At 65.2% G+C, this 19,458-nt stretch carries 13 protein-coding genes and 1 pseudogene; 6 read left to right on the forward strand and 8 right to left on the reverse strand.

Annotation, left to right across the window (positions count from 1 at the left end):
- Nucleotides 1-127: 127 nt before the first annotated feature.
- The 8 genes from P12x_RS30485 to P12x_RS30520 form a co-directional block, all read right to left on the reverse strand.
- Entirely contained in the window at nt 128-1,078 is a 951-nt protein-coding gene (locus P12x_RS30485) for a PDZ domain-containing protein (RefSeq protein WP_435011986.1), read from the reverse strand.
- Between the two features lie 83 nt (nt 1,079-1,161).
- Nucleotides 1,162-3,030 carry a TolC family protein gene (locus P12x_RS30490; protein ID WP_435011987.1) on the reverse strand — a complete coding sequence of 623 codons (1,869 nt, stop codon included), beginning with the start codon at nt 3,028-3,030 and terminating at the stop codon, nt 1,162-1,164.
- A 41-nt stretch (nt 3,031-3,071) separates the two neighbouring features.
- A complete protein-coding gene (locus P12x_RS30495) occupies nt 3,072-3,821 on the reverse strand; it encodes a hypothetical protein (RefSeq protein WP_435011988.1) in 750 nt (249 codons plus the stop codon).
- 72 nt (nt 3,822-3,893) lie between these two features.
- Nucleotides 3,894-5,354, reverse strand: a complete 1,461-nt coding sequence (locus P12x_RS30500; RefSeq protein WP_435011989.1) for a TolC family protein — start codon at nt 5,352-5,354, stop codon at nt 3,894-3,896.
- Between the two features lie 388 nt (nt 5,355-5,742).
- The gene (locus P12x_RS30505; RefSeq protein ID WP_435011990.1) at nt 5,743-7,230 is read right to left on the reverse strand and encodes an efflux RND transporter periplasmic adaptor subunit; all 1,488 of its coding nucleotides are present in this window, start codon (nt 7,228-7,230) and stop codon (nt 5,743-5,745) included.
- A 101-nt stretch (nt 7,231-7,331) separates the two neighbouring features.
- Nucleotides 7,332-10,901: an efflux RND transporter permease subunit gene (locus P12x_RS30510; protein ID WP_435011991.1), complete on the reverse strand. Its 3,570-nt coding sequence runs from the start codon at nt 10,899-10,901 to the stop codon at nt 7,332-7,334.
- A 58-nt stretch (nt 10,902-10,959) separates the two neighbouring features.
- The gene (locus P12x_RS30515) at nt 10,960-11,433 is read right to left on the reverse strand and encodes a transposase (RefSeq protein ID WP_435011992.1); all 474 of its coding nucleotides are present in this window, start codon (nt 11,431-11,433) and stop codon (nt 10,960-10,962) included.
- Between the two features lie 284 nt (nt 11,434-11,717).
- A complete protein-coding gene (locus P12x_RS30520) occupies nt 11,718-12,560 on the reverse strand; it encodes an ATP-binding response regulator (RefSeq protein ID WP_435011993.1) in 843 nt (280 codons plus the stop codon).
- On the opposite strand from P12x_RS30520, the gene P12x_RS30525 reads away from it, so the two are divergent.
- The 6 genes and pseudogenes from P12x_RS30525 (at nt 12,454) to P12x_RS30550 (ending at nt 19,020) form a co-directional block, all read left to right on the forward strand.
- A protein-coding gene (locus P12x_RS30525) for an IS3 family transposase (protein WP_435011994.1) occupies nt 12,454-13,601 on the forward strand; the annotation gives its coding sequence in 2 pieces (ribosomal slippage) (nt 12,454-12,718 and nt 12,718-13,601; 1,149 coding nt in all). The two genes, P12x_RS30520 and P12x_RS30525, sit on opposite strands and share 107 nt — an antisense overlap.
- Before the next feature lie 101 nt (nt 13,602-13,702).
- Nucleotides 13,703-15,766 (forward strand): recombinase family protein, encoded by a 2,064-nt coding sequence (locus P12x_RS30530; RefSeq protein WP_435012016.1) that lies wholly within the window; start codon nt 13,703-13,705, stop codon nt 15,764-15,766.
- Nucleotides 15,756-16,073, forward strand: coding sequence for a transposase (locus P12x_RS30535; protein WP_435011995.1), 318 nt, complete (start codon nt 15,756-15,758; stop codon nt 16,071-16,073). Before P12x_RS30530 ends, P12x_RS30535 begins: the two co-directional genes overlap by 11 nt.
- A 391-nt stretch (nt 16,074-16,464) precedes the next feature.
- Nucleotides 16,465-16,794 (forward strand): hypothetical protein, encoded by a 330-nt coding sequence (locus P12x_RS30540; RefSeq protein ID WP_435011996.1) that lies wholly within the window; start codon nt 16,465-16,467, stop codon nt 16,792-16,794.
- Between the two features lie 394 nt (nt 16,795-17,188).
- Nucleotides 17,189-17,962 (forward strand): annotated as a pseudogene (locus P12x_RS30545) (ParA family protein); the annotation flags it as partial.
- The gene (locus P12x_RS30550) at nt 17,962-19,020 is read left to right on the forward strand and encodes a ParB/RepB/Spo0J family partition protein (protein ID WP_435011997.1); all 1,059 of its coding nucleotides are present in this window, start codon (nt 17,962-17,964) and stop codon (nt 19,018-19,020) included. The pseudogene P12x_RS30545 and the gene P12x_RS30550, both read left to right, overlap by 1 nt.
- Nucleotides 19,021-19,458 lie beyond the last annotated feature (438 nt).

A 19,458-nucleotide genomic window follows, 5' to 3' on the forward strand; every position in this document is an offset into this window, starting at 1 on the left:
GGCCGAGTGGTTGACACCTGCTGCTCAACGCCCGGAGGCGTCATCGTCTGGGTCACCATTGACCCGTCCAGGGGATTTCGTATGACACCTTGCCGCCGCACACATTAAATATGTGTATATTGATTGATCAACGGAGGCGAACGTCCATGGATCGATCACGGCCATCGCTTGCGGAGCGGATATTGACGCGAAGGATGTCGTCGGGCGCGGCATGGGCCGCGATCCAAATTAAATCACCCGTTTTATCGGTGACGTAATTGTTGGCCGAGCGGATCTCATCGCCGACACGCAGCCCGGCCTCCTCGGCCGCGCCCCCGGCTTGAATCCTGGTGACCTTCAACCCCTTCCTGCCGTCGGAGGCGACGACGGGCTCGGCTTCCATGCCCGTCGCCCGAATCTCGGTGGTCGGCGGGCTGGGAGGGGGGGCGGTCGGGGAAGGTGCCAGCGGAGGGCCGGGAGGGACCGGGGTTCCCACCCCGGCCTCCGAACCGGCGGTGCCGATTGCGGTCGTGGACGGTGCGAAGGTCGACTCGGGGTAGGGGAGGAGACCGGTGTAGATCCCGTATCCGCCCCCGTGGCCTGCCTCTTGGGCACCTTCGCCGATCTCGATGACCGGTTGGTCCGTGACCAAGGGCCCGACCTCGCCGAAGAAATGGGGATGATCGGGCGTGGGAAACCCGGGGCCACCGAAATAGCTGAATGGCTTTTCCTTGCCGAATCGATTCAGGCATGGGCCGGGATGGACATAGCCGGGCCCGCCATAGGAAGGATAGCCGCCGTCGGGGCCAACGCCGAGGGACTGACCTCCGTAACCGTAGCCCGGGTGAAACTTCAGGCCGAAGCCCTGGAAGCCCTCATGAAACCCGGGAGGGCCATAGCCCAGTGTTCCGCAGTTCGGCCCATGACGATGGCCCGGCTCGTCCCCGCACACGGGCTTGGATTTCCCCTGCTTCTTGGGCGGCATCGCCGTCGGGCCCTCGTCCGCCAGGAGCTTCGGTCCGGACAGGTTCCACAGGCCCCACCCGATGATGAACAGCAGCCGCGGCATCGCGACGACGACCCTGACCCGTGACGGCATTGTGACTCTCCCGTGATTCTGCGAAACCTTGGCCGATAATGTCTTCCCATCATCCGGACGGGTTCCTCGCGATGGACATACCCTCAACGAGTAGCCGGTGGCGGCCCGTCGCCCACCGGGGGGAGATAACCTGGCCTTCTCGTATCCGCCGGAATCGCCTGCCCCGGGGGCCTGAGCGATGCGAGCTCGCGGGCGGGGTAACCCACGGCGTGGAACAGATCGAACTGCGCCCGGTTGTATTCCGCCACCGTCGTGAAATACTCCCGAAATGCCGTGCTGAGAAGGTCGAGCGAATAGACGGCCTCCTGCGGGCGAAAGGTCAGTACCAGGACATTGCCCAGCCTCCTGGTCTGCTCCAGGCCTTCGAGATGGCCGTTGAAGGTGATGATGCCGGTGCGGAGGGCGCGGTCGGCCTGGAGGATGCGGGCCGCCGCCGACTGGACCCGGGCCTGGGCCCGGGTGACGTCGGCGACCACCATGTCCTGGGCATTCCGGAGCTCGATGATCGCCCGAGACTCCTGGCCGCGCTGGGCCTTGATCCGGGCCTTGTTGCCGAATCCCAGACCTTCGAGTTGCCAGATGGCCTGGAGGCTGACATCCTCCCGCCCCGTGAACTGGTTGAGGCTGCTGTTGGGCCCGATGCCGAAGATCCCGGCCTGGAGATACATCTGGGGCGTCTGGAAGCCGTTGACCATGATGCTCGGCAGGAGTGGACGGTTCTTCTCGCGGCGAACGCGCCCCTCGGCCGCCTGCACCAGGGCCCTGCGCGAGGCGATTTCGGGCCGATTGGCCAGGGCGATGGGCATCAGGTCGTCGAGCGTCCGTCCCGGGTCGATCAGCGAGACTTGCGAGTGGTCATGCTCCAGGGGCTGGACCACGGCCCTGGGGTCGAGCCGGAGGACCTGGGTGAGGTCGGCGCTGGCGACCCGCCACTCCTGCCGGGCCTGGACCGCCCTCTGCTCGAGGTCGGCCAGGAAGTTCCGGGCCCGGTCGACCTCGACCTTGGAGACGAGCTCGCCGCTGAGATCGGCAATCCGAACGACCAGGACGCGGCCCATCTCGACGTTGTACAGCGCCCCCGCGTAGATTCCCCGGAATTGGTGGACGCGGAAGTAGGCGTCGGCGGTTTGCATCAGGGCATCATTCTTGGCCGACTGCACGTCCCAATGCGCCGAGTTCAGCATCCGGCGGGCGACCAGCGGTTCGTAGATGGCGTCGGTCAGGTTGATGTTGAGGTTGGCGCCGACGCCCGCCATGAAATAATTGACGCTGGGCGCGGTCATGATCCCCTTGTTGAAGTCGGGGCCGCCTCCGTCATGTCGGGTGAAGTTGGCCCCGAACATGGCCGTGGGGATCCAGAGAACCTTGGCCCGGGTCAGGTCCGCCTCGGCGATCCAGGCGCTGGCCTGGGCGGCGGCGACGACCAGCGGGCGGGCGTCGGAGAGTCGCAGTGCCGTGGCCAAGTTGATCGGGAAGCGGACGTCGGCCGGGTCGAACGGGACTTCCTTCAGCTTGATGTTGCCCGACAGGGGGGGAGGGCCCGCGGAAACCAGACCGCTCCCCGGTGGACGACCCGGTGAGGATGTCGATGGAGCCGGAGGCGGCAACGCCTGCGGAAGGTCCTCGATGGCTCGTCCGGTGGAGGCGGTCGCGTTCGGTGGCGGTACCCGGCGGCCCTGGGACGGCGGGAGGATGGGCCCCGGAGACGGCAGGTCGCGACCACCCTGCCTCATGAACCGCTCGATGGCGGGCGAGACCGTCGAGGGCAGGGAATCGATCGTCAGGCCCGACGGGAATGGGCCTTTGATCGCCGACGAAGGGAGGATGGGCGGCTCGGCGGTCAGATTTTGCGAGGGGGCGGTCGGAAGCTGGGCTGAGGCGTCGCGGGGCAACCCCCCGACGACAAACCACGCGACGGCGACGAGCCAGGGCAGGGGTTTGCTCTTGTCCATGGCTCTCCGCGTCCCCTCCGGAAGGGTCCCGCTCTGGGCGCTCAAAAGTATCCGCCGAAGTCATTGCGATTGGTCTTCGCCGAGACGAATTCATAGATCGCCGTGTCGGGCAGGCCGAACTTAATCCCCTTACCTCCTTGTGCGCCGGGGCCGAACTGCACGATGTGATCGAGGGTCCGGTCGATCGTCGCGGGATTGTATTTGATCCGGAGGAAGATCCCGGACGGCCCCGGGATCGCCACCGACCGCGCGCCGGCCAGGCTGAACACGTAGCCGGAATGGACCTGGGAGGGGAGCGGATAATATTCCTTGGACAGGATGTAGAAGATGTAATCCTGCCCCGGCTTCCATTGCTCGTCGCCCGTCAGGATCGGGTAGGTGTGGCGATCATTGGGCAAGCGGACGAAGAAATTGCTGTTCGCGTCGAAGGTCTGCGCGGTGCCATTCCTGACGGCCACATAGAGCACGTTATAGATCTGGCCGGCGACCGGCCGTTTGGTCTGGACCCGGACATGTCCGAAGGGGGGAGTGAGGTGGTTATTGTAACGGTTCGGGTTCGTGATCCGGTAGACGAGGAACCCTGTAGTCGGCTTCTTGGTCGTCGCCTTCGCCGAGACGGTCAATTCGGCCGTCGCCTTCACCGAGACGGTCGATTCGGCCGTCGACGTCGCGGGATGGCTTGATGGCGTCGGGTGCCCGACGGCCGCCACCGAGACGCCCCCGCTGCAGAGCCTCCTCCCTTCCATCGGCTCAAGAGAGGGGCGCCATTTCTCGATCGAACGCGAAGCCATGGGCGGTGATCCTCATGCGTATCCGAGGAATTCAGGGCTATTCCGGTGGCCGCCGGCGAAGCCGGATCATGATCAACGGGTAGCCGGCGGCGGCCCGTCGCCGACCGGGGGCAGATAGCCCGGCCGGCTCGTGTCGACCGGCAATGATTCGCCGGGCGGCCGGAGCGAGGCGACCTCGCGGGCCGGATAGCCCAGGGCGTGGAACAGCTCGAACTGCGCCCGGTTGTATTCCGCCACAGTGCTGAAATACTGGTCGAAGGCGAGCTTGAGGAGTTGGAGGGCGAAGACGGCCTCCTGGGGCCGATTGACCAGGACGAGCACATTTCCCAGCCGTGTCGTCTGCCGCAGCCCCTCGTAGTTGCCATTGAAGGTGACGATGGCCGTCCTCATGGCCCGGTCGGCCTGGAGGATCCGGACCGCGGCCGACTGGACCCGGGCCTGGGCCCGGGTGACGTCGGCGGCCACCATGTCCTGGGTCCTCCAGAACTCGATGATCGCCCGGGATTCTTGGCCGCGCTGGGCCTTGATCCGGGCGAGATTGCCGATCCCCAGCCCTTCGAGCTGCCAGAGTGGCTGGGCACTGAGGTCGACCCTCCCGACAAACTGGTTGAGGCTGCTGTTGGGCCCGATGCCGAAGATCCCGGCCTGGAGCAATTCGTTGGGGGTCTGGAAGCCGTGGATCAGGACGTTGGGCAGGACCATCCGACCCTTCTCGCGGCGGATTTCCTGGGCCCTCGCCTCGATCAACGCCCGATGGGAGGCTAGTTCCGGCCGATTGGTCAGCGCGACCGGCATCAGGTCATCGAGGGGCCGACCCGGGTCGATCAGCGTGATCTGGGCATGGTCGTGTTCCAGGGGCTGGACCACGGCCCTGGGGTCGAGCCGGAGGACCTGGGTGAGGTCGGCGCTGGCGACCCGCCACTCCTGCCGGGATTGCACGGCCTGCTGCTCGAGGTCGGCCAACAAGTTCCGGGCCCGGTCGACCTCGACCTTGGGGACGAGCTCGCCGCTGAGATCGGCCACTCGGATGACCAGGTCGCGGCCCAGTTCGACCGCGTAGAGGGCCCCGGCATACATCCCCCGATTCTGGTGGACGCGGAAGTAGGCGTCGGCGGTCCGCATCACGGCATCATTCTTGGCCGCCTGGACCTCCCAGTGGGCCGAGTTGAGGACCTGCCGGGCGACGAGCGGCTGGAATATCGCGTCGGTCGTCGAGATATTCCCGGCCAGCCCGCCGCCGGCGTAGAAGAAGTTGACGCTGGGCGCGGTCATGATCCCCTTGTTGAAATCGGGGCCGCCGCCATCGTGCCGGATGTAATCGGCTCCCAGGTTGAGCGTCGGGATGAACAGGAGCTTGGCCCTGGTGAGTTCGGCCTCGGCGATCCAGACTCCGGCCTGGGCCGCCGCGACGATCAGCGGGCGGGCGTCGGAGAGTCGCAGTGCCGTGGCCAAGTTGATCGGGAAGCGGACGTCGGCCGGGTCGAACGGGGCCGGCTTCAGCGTGATCCTGCTCGCCAGGGAGGATGCGCTCACGGCCGATGGGCCACCGCCCTCCGGTCGGGGCGACGATGGTAGCGCCGGGGGAAGTCCCGGAGGATCCGTCCCCATGTCCGGGCTGGCCGACCGGTGCGGCGGGGCCTGTCCTCGCGATTCGGGCAGGGCCCCGGAGAGTAACAGACATCCTACGGTCATCCATGACCATGCGGCTCGAGTCATGAGGTCCAGCCTACCCCGTCCTGGGGACATTGTCGCGATCGCTCGAGTTCCACCTCGGTCGATCATTCAGGCGATCCAGGCCTCATTCCGGCCAATCCAGGCCGATGATCGAGGGCTTCTCCCGAGCGATGGTCCACTAGTGACTTTCGGCAAGTTGGCGAATCGGGTCGATCAATTTTTCCGGAATAATCGGATTAGTCCGCACTCACGACCCGGGATGAGCACCGCCCGGGGGAGTTTCGGCGGTCGCGTCCTTGCCGGCAACCCCCTTTTTTTCGTCGCCCTTGGAGACCTCGATGGGCTCGTCTTCCGCGAGGATGGAGAGGTCGCCGAGGATCACATGCTCCGACCCATCGACGGGAGACCAGGCCCCTCCCCCCTTGAGGGTCGAGGGACGCCGGATGTCGATGACCTCGATCCACTCGCCGTCGCTGACGCCCGTCCTTATCTCGGCCTTCTTCGCATGGCCTTCCATCAGCATCCAGCAAAAACTCTTGTCGCCCGCAAAGGCCAGGGCCGAGACGGGGAGTGCGCGGACGTCAGGACGTTCTATAATTACATTTGTATAAGAATACATCCCAGGGAGGAGCTGGCCATCGGGATTGGGAAGGTCGATCTCGGCCCGGAGCGTCCGGCTCTTGACGTTGAGGGCCCAGGATGTCCGGGTGACCGAGCCGGGGATGGGCTCGTCGCGATAGGCCTTGGCCAGGACCGACGCCTTGGCGCCGATCTTGACGTAGTTCGCGTCCGACTCGGGGATGTCGACGAAGATCCGGACGATGTCGGTCCGATCGACCACGTAGATCGGGGCGGCCCCGCCGGGCGAGAGGTCGGGCGAGCGATTCATGGCGGTGGGGTCGCCGGTGTTGGGCAGTACGAAGTCGGACGAGTTGGCGTTGCGGACCACGATGATCCCGTCGAAGGGGGCATGGAGCGTGAGATAGCCCACCCAGGCCTCGAGCCGCTTCGCTTCGCTCGTGGCGACGCCCAGCTCGGCCCTGGCCACAGCGACGTCGATCTTGGCCTTCCCGAGCTTGGACTCGCTCGCGAGCAGGTCGGCGGCGGATCGGTCGATGCTCGACTTCGCCGCGTCCTTGGAGGCGAGCGCCGACTTCCACTGGTTCGTCGACTCCAGCAGGATCTGGGGGTCGATCACCCCTCGCTTGACCTCTCGATCGAGCCGCTTGACCTCGGTGTCCCAGCGCTCGGCCTCGGCCTCGTACTTGCCGAGGATCGCCTTGGATTCGGCGAGCGTCGCCCGGGCCGCCTCGACGTCGGCTTCGGCCACCTCGACGAGCTGCTTGGCCAGCTCGATCCGCTCCTCGTCGAGCTTGACCGTTGCTTTCTTCGTGCCGAAATCCTCCACCATCTCGGGAACGAATAGCGTGGCCAGGGTCTGACCCTTCTTCACCTTATCGCCGATGTCGACGATCCAGTTCTCGATGTAGGCTGTCATCTTCGGGTAGATCGAGGTGCGTTCGTAGCTCTGGATGAAGCTCGGCTGGCCGACGGTCCGGATGATCGTCCGCAGCGAGGGGCGGACCACCCGGACCTTCGGCGGGTTGGCGACGCTCTCATAATGCGAATCATCCTTGTGGCCGCAGCCGGGTACGGCCAGCGCCGCCAGCCCGAGCGCGGGGGCGATGTAGCGGGCGAGCCGGCGAAGCGTCAATGGCCGCCAGGATAGTCGCATCGAGGTCCTCCGAGAGTTTGGGAGCCGGGCGGGAGCAATCGCCCGCGAAATCCGCGCGGGCTGCGGTCGAAGCATGAGAATTTTAACAGTCGGCCGGTCCATCATGCCCCTCCTTCGGGATGGGCGTCCGGCGAGTCATGGGCCGTGCCCGGCGGGCGGACATGCCCCGAGTGGGGGCCAATTTCCGACCCGCCCGTCGACGATCCAGCGTCCTCCTCTCCGGGTGGCTTCTGGAAGCCCAGTGCGACCTTGAGATCGTCGACCGTATAGTGCGTCACCAGATCGCGACGCTTCGACCGGGCCTCGTCGAGGATTTCCCGGAGGAATTGGAGCGCGTCCTGGTCCTTGTGATCATTGCGGCCGTCGTGGGTGGCTCCGGTGACCGCGTGGCCGTTGGAGCCGCCCTGGCCATCGGATTGCCCGCGGTGCTTGCCGGGGGGCTCGTTGAGGAAGACCGTGGGGTCGTAGTGCTTGCTCTCGGGGTCATCGGGGTAGATCGAGGGGGAGTGGGCCTCCTTCTTGCCGATCACGAGGGCGAAGATCGAAGGGAGCACCAGCAGGGTAGCGAAGGTGGACATGATCAGCCCGCCGATGACCGCCCGGCCGAGCGGGGCCTGCATCTGGCTGCCCTTCTCCAGCGCCAGGGCCATCGGCACCATGCCGATCGACATGGCACAGGCGGTCATCAGGATCGGCCGGAGTCGATCCGAGGCGCCGATGATCGCCGCCTCGTGCGATCTCGATCCCCCCTTCCAGTGCTCGTCCATGAATGTCACGAGCATGACCGAGTTCGACACGGAAACGCCCAAGCACATGATCGATCCCATGAACGACTCGATGTTCAGCGAGGTCCCGGTGACGTAGAGGATCGTCGCGATCCCCGCCATCACCCCCGGCACGGCGCCGATCGAGATCAAGGCGAGCCTGAGCGACTGAAAGTAGGCCGTCAGGAGGATGAAGATCACGAAGACCGCGACGCCCAGGCCGATCCCCAGCGACTCGAACATCTCGATCATCGGCGGGAGCTGCCCCATGGGCTCGACCCGGACGCCGCGGGGCGGCTCGCCGGCGGCCTTGATCGCCTCGGCGACCTGGCGAGAGGCCCGCCCCATGTCCTCCCCTTCGACGTTGGCCACCAGGGTCAGGTATCGCTGGGACATATCGCGGTCGACCTCGCCGGGCCGGACGCCTCGGTGGACCGTCGCCACGTCGCGGATCATCAGGTTGACCAGCGGGTTGACCGACTCGATCGGCAGCGTCTCGATGTCCTCCGGCTTGTCGAGCCGCAAGGGCGGGATCTGGAGCTGGACCAGGTAGTCGAAGCCGGTCTTCTCGTCGATCCAGTAGTTGAGCGAGGCGAACCGGGTCGAGGCCGTCGCCATCACCAGGGCGTGCCTCAGATCATCGACTTTGGCCCCGCTCAAGCCCGCCTTCTCGCGGTCGATGACGATCTCCACGCTGGGATAATCGAGCGCCTGCTGGAACTCGATGTCGCGGAGGAAGGAGATCTTCCTCATCTCGCCGGCGATCTTCTCGGCGTGCTGTCGGACCTGCTTCAAGTCCGTCCCTACCACCCTGATGGCGATGGGAGAGGGCGAACCAAAGCTCATCACGCTGGTCACGATGTCGCCGGGCTCGAACCCGAATATCGAGGTCTTGGCCTGCCGCTCGGCCTCAGCCTTCTCCAGGCCCCCCTTCTCCAGACGATCGGCCATCCAGGGGATCACCCGCTCGGGCAAGATCTTGCGGAGTCGCTCGCGGAATGGCGCGAGCTTGATCTTGGTGTCCTCGCGGAACGCCACGCGAAGCTGGCCGTCGTCGGGCCCCCTCATGAAGAGCACCATGTTGTCGATGCCGAAATTGGTCGCGACCTGCCCCACGTACCCCATCGTGATCTCGATGTTCTCCGCCTTGGCTTCTTCCTCGATCACTTCCAGGCACTTCACCGCCATCTCACGGGTCAGCTCGAAGTTCGAGCCGATCGGCGGACGGAATCGGAGCACGAACTCCCCCGAGTCGATCTGCGGGAACAGCTCGGTCCCGAGCTGCAACCCCAGCGACGCGAGGATCACGGCGCACGCCACTAGGTACACGGGCACGACCAGGAGGCGGAGCCCGACGAACCAGCCCACCAGCTTGCGATAGCCCTTGAGGACCTTGCCGAAGACGCCCGCCTCCTCGTCGTGATGACCCATCGGCCTGAGCAGGGCCACGCACATGATCGGCACGAAGGTGCTGGACAGGAAGTACGACGAGATCATCGCGAACCCGACGGCCAGGGTGAGCGGCATGAACAGCGAGCGCAGAGGGTCGCTCATGATGAATGCCGGGATGAATACCGAGAGGATACACATGAGCGCCAGCAGACGAGGGACCGCCGTGATCAGGCTGCCGTGGAGGACCGCCGAGGCGATATTATCGGTCCGCTGCATCTGGACATGGATGTTCTCGACCGTCACGGTCGATTCGTCGACGAGGATGCCGATGGCCAGCGCCATCCCTCCCAGCGACATGATGTTGATCGTGTTGCCCGTGATCCAGAGCCCGAAGAGCGAGCCGAGTAGTGCCAGCGGGATATTCGAGACGACGACGATCACGCTCCGAATGTCGCGAAGAAATAGGAGGATCATGAGGCCGGTCAGCCCCGCGCCGATAAGCCCTTCGGTCGCCACGCTCTCGACGGCGGCCACCACCGTGGGCGACTCGTCGAACTCGAAGTTGACCTTCACGTCCTTGGGCACCGCGTCGCGGAACAACGGCATCGCCTTGCGGATATCGGCCACGACCGTCAGCGTCGAGCCGGTATCCTTCTTGATGATCGGCAGGTAGACCGATTTTTTCCCATTAACCAGGGCATAACCATAGGTAATGTCGGTGTCGTCACTGATCGCCGCCACGTCGCGCAGGTAGACGTTCTCTCCCAGCTTCAGCGGGATCTCGCCGAGCTTCTGGATGTCGCCGATCGTCGCGTTGTTGGCGACGATCGGCATCGAGTCCTTCACGTAGATGTTGCCGGCCGGGATGACGGTGTTGCCGCTGGCCAGGGCCTCGGTGACCTTCTCGGGGGTCAGGTTGTAGTCCAGGAGCTTCTGGGGGTCAACGTTGATGACGATCGATCGCATGTTCGGGCCGAACGGCGAGATTGCGACCGTGCCCGGGACGTTCTTCTGCACCAGGGGGCGGATGACGTTCTGCGCCAGGTCGCCCATTGCTCCCAGCGACGTCGTATCGCTCTCGAAGACGAGGTAGCCGACCGGGACGCTGCCGGCGTCCATCCGCATGATCATCGGCGGCAGCGTCCCCTTGGGCATCCACGACATGGCCCGGTCGGACATCGCCACGACCTGGGCCATCGCCTGGCCCATGTCCGTGCCCGGTTCGAACGACAGCTCGCAGAGGGCGACCTGCTGGATGTTCCTGGTGTTGATGTCGCTCACGCCGTCGACGTATTGGAAGTACAGCTCGAGCTCGTTGACGATGAACCCCTCGACTTGGTCCGGGCTCATCCCGATGTAGTCGAGGAAGACGTAGATCTTCGGGACATTGAGCGAGGGGAAGATGTCGACTCGCATCCGCTGATAAGCCAGGGTGCCGCCGCTGATCAGGGCCACGACCAGCATCAAGGTCGTGACCGGACGTCGCATGGCGAATACTGTAGGATTCATCTTCATGACTCACATCGAGTGAATGCTCCCACCGCCTGTAGGCGGGGGCTTCGTTCTAACGAGCTCAAGTCCCGCTCCGAGCAATGCTCGGCCCCAGTCTTATCCGCCAGAGGCGGGCTGGAAGTCCCCCATGCTCCACGCGGAAGTTCCCCGGACCCGACTCGCCCTGGTTGGCGATGTAGCCCGCCACCGCCTCGTTGCTCACGTTCCTTTGCCTCAGCAGATGTATCCGCGACCCCAGAACTCCTCCCGCTGCCCGACGAACTCCTGCAGCATCTCCTACGCCGCCTTCCCCGCAGCTCCGCACCGGCCGGCTGAGCGTCACGCTCGGCGAGATCGACATCGGCAGGTGCACGTGGTCCTTGCAGATCTGGCTCTTCAGGATCTGCACATCATGCGTCCCGCAGACCTTCCGGATCAGCTCCCGGGGCCGCTTGCCGATCGGCCCGACCGGCACCGGCTTGCGGTACTTCGTCGCCCAGGCCAGGTGCGGGTGGATCTCGAAGTCGCGACGCGATCGATGACGGTACTCGTTCATGGACGACGATTGTAACGACTTGCCACGCTAAAGCCTCCGCCTGAGGGCGAGGGTTTCAAATCTCCATGCAAGTGACAATCAACGGGGTGGTGGAGGCGGCATCGAGGCGCCGGTGATCGATCTGAAGTGGGACCGGACGACCGCCATCATCGCTACAGGCGTCATCAATTCGACATGAAGACCCTTTATCGGTCGACCTGGGAAAGCTCGGGCACCGAAAACGAAGGATCTCCGGCAAGAACCGGCGAACGAGCACGGCCCTTCCACCGGATGGAGGGGCCCGGTCAGACTTGCGTCATCAGGGAGACGAGCCGATCGAAGTCCACCGGCTTGACCAGGGGATGGTCGAAGCCCGTCTCGCGAGAGCGGCTGCGGTCCTCCTCCTGGCCGTACCCCGAGACGGCGATAATGACCGCCCCCCGACAGCAGGGTTTCTCGCGGAGCGTGCGTGCCACCTCGTAGCCGTCCAGGCCGGGCAGGCCGATATCCAGGAGGACGAACTCCGGCCTCGAGATGCGGGCCGCTTCGACGGCCGAGTGCCCGTCGTGCGCCATCCGTACCTCGTTGCCGAGGAGCTTTAATAGCTTCGCCATCCCACGGGCCGTGTCCATGTTGTCGTCCACCACGAGGATGCGGGAGCCCCGCCTCGCCGGCATCTGCGCCTCGGGCTGTTGCGATGCGAGAGCGGGCGACCTCGCCGCGGGCAAGGTCACGGTGAATGTGCTCCCCTTGCCGGGGCCCTCGCTCCGGGCCGACACGCCGCCGCCGTGCAGCTCGGCGAGCTTCTGCACGACCGTCAGCCCGATGCCCAGGCCCCCCTCCGAGCGGGCGATCGAGCGTTCCCCCTGGGCGAACAGCTCGAACATCTGGGGGAGCTTCTCGGGCGGGATGCCCATCCCGTCGTCTTCCACCGTGATGACGATGTGCTCCCCGTCTCGCCGCGCCCCGAGGCGAAGTGGACTTCCCCAGGGATGGCGGGCGCCCGGATAAGAGCGTACGCTCGAACCCAGGAGTCCACTGATGCCGACGACACGACGAACTTTCACCCCCGAGTTCAAGGCTGAGGCCGTCAAGCTTGTTACTGAGCAGGGACGCAGCTTCGTCGAGGTTGCCCGCGACCTCGACATCGGCGAGAGCACACTGCGAGGTTGGAGGCAGGCCCTGGCCAAAAACGGCCCCCACGCCTTCCCGGGACGCGGGAATCCGCCCGCCCTGGAAGAGGAACTCCGCCGTCTGAGGGCCGATGTCAAGCGACTCACAATGGAGCGTGACATCCTGAAAAAAGCGACGGCCTTCTTCGCCAGGGAGTCGTCATGAGATACGACTTCATCCAACGCCACCAGGAGCGATGGCCGGTCCGGACGATGTGCCGGGTCCTGCGTGTCTCCCCAGGTGGTTATTACGATTGGCGAGGAAGGCCGAAGAGCCTCAGGACGCAACGACGCGAGGCCCTGGTCGTGGCGATCCAGGCCGTGCATCAGCAGGTCAAGGCCCGCTACGGCAGCCCGAGGATCCACGCCGAGCTAGTGGCTCGGGGGACCCCCTGCTGCGTCAACACCGTGGCGAAACTGATGCGAAACCACGGAATCGCCGCCAAGACGAAGCGGAAGTTCCGTGTCACGACCGACTCGAATCACCGTCGCCCCGTGTCCGAGAATGTGCTCAATCGTCAATTTGAACCGGAGGCCATCAATCAGGCCTGGACGGCGGATATCACCTATGTCGCGACCGGCGAGGGCTGGCTGTACCTGGCGGCGGTGGAGGACCTCCACTCGCGGCGGATCGTGGGCTGGTCGATGAGCACGCGGATCGACAGCCGGCTGGTGGTCGACGCCCTGGATATGGCGTTGGCCCAGCGTCTGCCGGGCGAAGGGCTGGTGGCCCATTCGGATCGTGGCAGCCAATACGCCAGCGAGCACTACCAGGGATTGCTCGCCAGGCATGGGATCATCGGCAGCATGAGCAGGCGGGGCAACTGCTGGGACAATGCGCCGATGGAGAGCTTTTTCGCGAGCCTGAAGAAGGAACTTTCACGCGGCGAGTTTTTCGCGACGAGAGCCGAGGCACGAACCGAGCTGTTCGAGTACATCGAGGTGTTTTACAACCGATTGAGAAGGCATTCCGCGTTGGGATACCTCTCGCCAAGCGAGTACGAACGAGTCGCTTAAAACGTTAACCGGGCGCCCGCCATCCCTGGGGAAGTCCACGTGAAGCGTCATCGTCCTCCAAGCTCAAGTCCTGGCATCTCGACCGGTCCGCTGTCGTCTACATCCGCCAGTCGACGCCGCAGCAGGTCCTCGAGCATCAGGAATCCACGGCCCGCCAATATGCCCTGGCCGATCGGGCCGTCGACCTGGGATGGTCGCGGGCCCAGGTCCACGTGATCGACGACGACCTGGGTAAGAGCGGGCAATCGATCGAAGGGCGGCCGGGGTTCCAGCGGTTGCTCGCCGAGGTCGCCCTGGATCGGGTGGGGTTGATCCTCGGGCTGGAAATGAGCCGGTTGGCCCGGTCCTGCAAGGATTGGCACCACCTGATCGATCTCTGCGCCCGATTCCGCGTCCTGCTCGCCGACTCGGAATCGATCTACGATCCGACCGAATACTCGGATCGCCTGCTGCTCGGGCTGACCGGCATGATGAACGAAGCGGAGCTGCACATCCTCAAGCAGAGGATGTACCAGGGGAAATTGAACAAGGCACGTCGCGGGGAGTTGGTGGTCGCCGTCCCGGTCGGGTACGTCAAGTCTCCGGCCGGAGAGGTCACCCTGGACCCGGACGAGCAGGTCCAGGAGATCGTCCGGCTGGTCTTCGATCAGTTCGATCGGCAGGGGACGGTGCACGGCGTCCTCCGTCATCTGATCGCCTGCGGCATCCGAATGCCGTTACGTCGGCGCGGCGGACCCGATCGGGGGGAACTGGACTGGCGGCCTCCGGGCCGGGAGACCGTCCGCCATATCCTCCGCCATCCGATCTATGCGGGAGCTTACGTCTATGGATTCCGCCCGGTCGATCCTCGCCGCCGGAAGCCCGGAAGCCCCAAGAGTGGCCGTGGCTGCGGCCTGGCTGCGGAGGAATGCCAGGTCTTCTTGAGGGATCGGTATCCGGCGTACATCAGTTGGGACCAGTTCGAGGCGAATCGCAGTCGGATGGCGGCGAACCGGTCGCGAGCCGAGTCTCCCGGCGCGGTCCGGGACGGGGCCGCCCTGCTGGCGGGGGTCGTGCGGTGCGGACGATGTGGGCGTCGGATGTACGTGCGTTACAGGCGGAGCGGTCGCTGTCCCACGTACGTCTGCAGCATGCTGCGGTCGGACCATGGCCTACCCCTGTGCCAATCGGTCTCGGCGATCGAGGTCGAGGCCTGGGTCGCCCAGGAGGTACTGGAGGCCTTGCAACCGGCGGCCCTGGACGCCAGCCTCGAGGCCGCGTCACGGGTCGATGAGCAGCGATGCCGGGTGATCCACGACTGGGAGCGTCGGGTCGAGAGAGCGCGGTACGAAGCCGATCGGGCCGGCCGGCAATACCAGGCTTGCGAGCCGGAGAATCGCCTGGTGGGCCGCACCCTGGAGCGTCGCTGGGATGAGGTGTTGCAGGCCGCCCGGATGGCGGAGGAGGACTTCGATCGTTTCCTCAGGGAGCAGCCGCGGATCTTGGGCGAGGCCGATCGAGAGCGGATTCGCCGGCTGGCCGTGGAAGTCCCTGCCTTGTGGCATGCCCCCACGACGACGCACGCGGACCGACGCCAGATCGTGAGGCTCCTGATCGACGGGGTGGTGCTGACCGTCGATTCGGGCAGTGATCATGTGGGGGCGCGAATCGAATGGGCCGGAGGGGCGGTGCGAGAGAGGACGCTGCCCAGGGAAGTATTCGGATACAAGAAGCAACGACAATGGGAACCGCTTTCAGGCCGGCTCGCGGCCCTGCACGGCCTGGGAGAGACGCCCTGCGTGATCGCGACGATCCTCGACCGGGAAGGCTTTCGGCCGCCAAAGCGGGCGACTCGTTTCACCGACGGGATAGTACGGCGGCTGCTTCACGAGATGGGGTTGAGGCCGCGCATACCGCATCAGACGAGCGCGGGCGTCCTGTCGACGGGCGAGGTGTGGTTGCACGACCTGGCGCAGACCCTGACCTTGTCGCCGTACACGTTGCACGGCTGTCGGAGGAAGGGCTGGCTACACGCGCGCCAACTGGGTGGGCGTGGCGGTCCATGGGCGTTGTGGGTCGACAGAGCTGAGCTGGACCGTCTGCGGGACTTGAAAGAATGCCCCCGGCTCTGGAATCATCAGGAGCAGCTGGCGCGATTGCGAACACCCGGGCCGCGTGGCGACTGAACTTGTCTGCCCGTCTCGGGGGGCGAGGCGATGTGACTCGCTCCCCCTCTCACACAACTTGTCACCTGGAGGGCAGTATGACTGGTCCATCGAGAATGGCTGCCACTGGACCCTCGACGTGACCTATCGCGAAGACGAGTCGCGCCTCCGCGAGAAGCTCTTGAGCGAGAACATGGCCTGGCTGAACCGATTCAGCCTCTCGCTCCTGAGACAGCACCCCGGCCGCCAAAGCGTCGCCATGAAGCGACGAAGCTGCGGATGGAGCAACGACTTCCTCATGCAAGTCGTCAAAGCATCAATGTATTAGTGTGCGCTGGCCATGGTGTCCATCTCCGCAGTGGCCATAGGCATAGTGAAATGTCATGGTCGGCGGATTGCAAGATCAACTGAATTCGGCTGAAGGCTTGCCATTCTCCGAGCATCCCGACCGAGCGGGGCTGGTCGCCCTGCCCCACGCCTCGGCGGCTGTAAGACGCCCCGACACAGCGTCGGGCCGAGACGTTGGGCGATGGGATCTCGCCTTGTGAGCCTAGATTACGTCACGCGTGATTGCAATTCACGATTTCCCTCATGCGTGTCGATTTTCGTCAACTCAATGATATCATGCAATCGATGGCGGCATACGATGAGAGGGACAGTTGGGGGACGCGAAGGTGCGTCCCCGATCACCGCAATCCTACGAAGAGGAGTGATCAGCGATGCCGCTGACCCTGGACATCACGAGAGGAGTCCAACCCTTGTCGGACCACCGCTTACGTCGATCAGCCACGCTGGTCCGTGACGAGGCCAGGGCGCTGGCCGATGCCGATCCCGCCGACGCTGGCCGATACCGGCAGGCCGCGTCGGGGCTTGAAGCGGCGCTGAGGGATGGCGGGAATCGAGAGACGATCCTGAGAGTTTCGCCGTTCGTGATCGAACGTTCGGGGCGTTTTCGGACTATCGTCGAGATGATCGAGGACGAGCCCGGCGACGATGAGGCCCGGCGACGATTAGCACGGCTGCTGCTACGGGCCCTGGAGTGGCGGTGAGAAGAGCGTCATTCCATCACCACTCTGCCCCGAACGATTTCCCCCTGCCCCGGGAAACTCGACACGCCGCCGTTGGTCGAATTTCCCTGCCCCACCCACAAGCGGCTGACTCTTAATCAGCCGCTATGCAGCACGCGACTGAAAATCGCGGTGTCGGCCCTGGTTTTGAAGGCCAGGCCCGGCGCGGGCTCCGGGGACAACCGGGGGCGATCCTGCACCGTGAAGGTTGCCCCGAGAGAGCGTCATCCTGCACCGTGAAGGAACCGATCTTGGGAAGGGCGTCCTGCACCGTGCAGGACGGGAACTCATCCCCCGGACGGAGCCGCCCGAGATGCCAGCCGTCACGATCACCGCCCTGAACCAGAAGGGGGGCGTGGGCTAGAGCTCGACGACCTTCCACCTGGCCGGGACGCTCGCCAGCCAGGGGCGTAGCGTCTTACTCCTGGACATGGACCCGCAGGCCAGCTTGACCCAAGCCTTCATCGGCCCCGACGCCATGAGGGCGCTCTCGGCCCGCCAGTCGATCGCCTCCCTATTCGGGGACGACCTGGCCCCGTCGCCGGACCGCCTGATCCGGGCGACGGCCTTCCCCTGGATCTCGATCGCGCCCGGCTCGGTCCACCTGACGAGCTTCAACGTCCCCGATCCCCACCGATCCCCACGGGACCAGCAACGCGCCCTGGCCCTGTTCGTCGGCGAGGTCCGCGACGGGTTCGATTTCATCCTGGTCGACTGCCCCCCGAACCTTCACTTGTGCTCGTGGGCCGCGCTGGTCGCCAGCGACTCGATCATCGTCCCACTCCAGGCCGAGGACTTCGGCTCGCAAGGGATCGCCAGCGTCCTCGACTCGATCGAGGCGGTCCAGGCGAAGGCGAATCCCGCCCTACGCCTCCTTGGTTATCTGCTCACGATGTTCAACCCGAGGCTGGCCATCCACAAGGCTTACGAAGGGACCCTCCGGGACCTCTACGGCGAGCAAGTCTTCCTGACGACGATCCCCCTGGCCACCGACATGAAGGAGGCCATCGCCCTCCGCAAACCGATCGTCGCACACAAGCCGAAGGGCGTATCCGCGAAGGCCATCAAGGCGCTCACCGAGGAGATCGTCGAGCGTTCCTCCTGCACCGTGCAGGAGACTCACATGATCGCCAGCCGGGAGGTCGCGTGATGGCCAAGGACCAGGACTTCCGCAACCGGTTCGGCGCGAACCTGGCCGAGTCGATGGGCGCCAATCGAGTGAGCGGGGCAGGGGGGCCGACCGCGGACGACAAGCCCGACCGCCTCGACGGGACCGAGCGGCTCAGGGCGGCCGCCACCATCGAGGTCGAGCGGATCATCCCCGACCCGGACCAACCCCGGAAGGAATTCGACGAGGACGCCATCGATCGGCTCGCGGCGAGCCTCAATGAGCACGGCCAGATTCAGCCCATCGCTGTCCGTTGGAGCGAGAGCATGGGCCGATATCTCATCGTCTCGGGCGAGCGTCGCTGGAGGGCCTCCGTGAAGGCCGGCCGGAAGACGATCGCGGCCGTGATCGTCGAGGGGGACCGGACCGATTCCCAGATCCTGGAGATGCAGCTCGTCGAGAACTGCCTCCGGGAAGACCTCCAGCCGATCGAGCAGGCCCGCGCCTTCCGGACACTCATGGCCCGCAACGGCTGGCCGGCCCTACGACTTGCGCAGGCGCTCCACATGAGCGAGAGCACCATCATCAAGGCGCTGGCCCTCCTGACGCTGCCCTGCACGGTGCAGGATCGCGTCGAGGCCGGAGAGCTCGCCCCATCGGTCGCCTATGAAGTCTCCAAGCTCCAGGACTCCGACGACCAGGCCGAGGTCGCAGCGCGGGTCGTGGCCGAGGGCCTGTCCCGGGCCGAGACCGCGAGGAGGTCCGGAAGGCCGCCAGTCGGCCCAAGACGACGACCGGGAAGAGCAGGGGGGCAAAGCCCCGGAAGATCACCGAGCGTGTCATCCGGACCGAGTCGGGCCCCAAGGTCACGGTCGAGTTCAAGCGAGGGCTCGACGGCCGATCGGTGCGGGTTGCTCTGGCCGAGGCTCTGGCCAGGATCGACGCCGAGCTGGAGTGCGACCAGGTCGCGGCCTGATTCCCCATGCACGCCTGGTATGCACCGGGGGTGGCTCCTCCATCCCCGGATCGGCATTCAGAAAACGGATGTTTTTGCAGACGGCGATTTTGGAGGTCAAACCCTACAAAACAAGCAATTTTAGTGTAGTTCATCGACCTCCCATCGGGGCTTAAAGGTTATTTCCGCGTGCACTGTGACAAGGCTTGGATCTTCAGCGGGTGCAAATCCCGCCCGGCATCTCAGTCGCTCCAGCCGGTAGCAATCGGAGCGGCGGTGGAGGCAACGAAACCGCCGGAGCCTTCGATGGAAAGGGTCGCCTCGGCGACCCCGCGAGCAGGCAGGCCGTAACGTGAGTGAACGCTGAGCAGGCCTCGAAAGTCTTAACGTGGGAGCCGACCCGCCGTTGAAACGGGGAAGGCCGCCGTCACTGGAGAACTGGGGGTCACACCCCGCGAAGCGACGCAAACCAGTGGTCCCACCGGGGTATTGGCGATGGCATGTCTGCAGAGGAGATCCAACGCAACACGGGAAGCCCCAAGCGGTGGAGGCGCGTGACCCCCAACCGGACTCTCGTGAGGGA

It is taken from the genome of Tundrisphaera lichenicola (assembly GCF_051175385.1).
GTDB lineage: Bacteria > Planctomycetota > Planctomycetia > Isosphaerales > Isosphaeraceae > Tundrisphaera > Tundrisphaera lichenicola.

What these genes read in the sequence shown, in the direction of transcription:
- P12x_RS30515 (WP_435011992.1), bottom strand. Translation starts at nt 11,433, where the DNA reads ATGAACGAGTACCGTCATCGATCGCGTCGCGACTTCGAGATCCACCCG.
- P12x_RS30505 (WP_435011990.1), bottom strand. Translation starts at nt 7,230, where the DNA reads ATGCGACTATCCTGGCGGCCATTGACGCTTCGCCGGCTCGCCCGCTAC.
- P12x_RS30540 (WP_435011996.1), top strand. Translation starts at nt 16,465, where the DNA reads ATGCCGCTGACCCTGGACATCACGAGAGGAGTCCAACCCTTGTCGGAC.
- P12x_RS30485 (WP_435011986.1), bottom strand. Translation starts at nt 1,078, where the DNA reads ATGCCGTCACGGGTCAGGGTCGTCGTCGCGATGCCGCGGCTGCTGTTC.
- P12x_RS30490 (WP_435011987.1), bottom strand. Translation starts at nt 3,030, where the DNA reads ATGGACAAGAGCAAACCCCTGCCCTGGCTCGTCGCCGTCGCGTGGTTT.
- P12x_RS30520 (WP_435011993.1), bottom strand. Translation starts at nt 12,560, where the DNA reads ATGTCGAGGTCGCGGGCAACCTCGACGAAGCTGCGTCCCTGCTCAGTA.
- P12x_RS30550 (WP_435011997.1), top strand. Translation starts at nt 17,962, where the DNA reads ATGGCCAAGGACCAGGACTTCCGCAACCGGTTCGGCGCGAACCTGGCC.
- P12x_RS30510 (WP_435011991.1), bottom strand. Translation starts at nt 10,901, where the DNA reads ATGAAGATGAATCCTACAGTATTCGCCATGCGACGTCCGGTCACGACC.
- P12x_RS30495 (WP_435011988.1), bottom strand. Translation starts at nt 3,821, where the DNA reads ATGGCTTCGCGTTCGATCGAGAAATGGCGCCCCTCTCTTGAGCCGATG.